Source organism: Vibrio sp. 1249-1, assembly GCF_033340495.1.
The window spans coordinates 1-666 of record NZ_JAWOWJ010000616.1 but is presented as its reverse complement, the minus strand read 5'-3'; the positions used below and the strand labels follow the sequence as shown (position 1 = coordinate 666).

The 666-nt window shown below is 49.2% G+C and carries 1 protein-coding gene; it reads right to left on the bottom strand.

Translation table 11 applies throughout. The annotated features are described in order from the left end of the window. Positions 1-666: hypothetical protein (locus R7Z50_RS27955; RefSeq protein WP_318149814.1), on the bottom strand; the 666-nt coding region annotated here is incomplete at both ends.

The window sequence follows — 666 nt, the reverse complement described above, 5'->3', positions numbered from 1 at the left end:
TCGGCATTCATGTAAATAGTCCCAGACTCAAACGCAATCACGTCTGCACCAGTCACACTGGCCGCCGTAATTTTGTTTACGAAGTCTTTAACTTGGACATCGTTCGCCCAGTTTGCCGTGGTGTTTTCAATTTGAATCGTATACGTCAGCGTATCGCCAGACTCATACTGAGTTTTATCGACGATTTTTGTCACATTCAAATCGGCGGCAGCTGCAACATACGTCGCTTGCGCGGCTTGTTTACTCGTCGCGTCACTGACTTCGACCACGTTTGTGATATCACCAACCAGATCGGCTTTGACCACGCCTTCTACATGCAGCTTGACGCTATGAGCAGGGTGAATGTTGTAACGAACTTGATAACCGTTATCGCCCGTTACTTCTGAGCCCGACACAGCTTGAGTTAAGCTCGGATCCGTTCCATCTACGCTAACGCTGACATCCGACCAACCCTCAAAGGCACGAACAGGCAAGGCAGAACCCGCTTTTTCAGTACGAATGGTTTTCCACAAATCCGCAATCAATACGTCAGTTGCATAGCCGCTGCCAGTGTTTTTCACCTCGATGTCGTAACCAATAATGTCGCCCGGATGGTAGATAGCCGCTGGATCGGTAGTGATTTTCGTGACGGCCAAATTGCCCGGTTCAGGAACGATCAAGATCGGA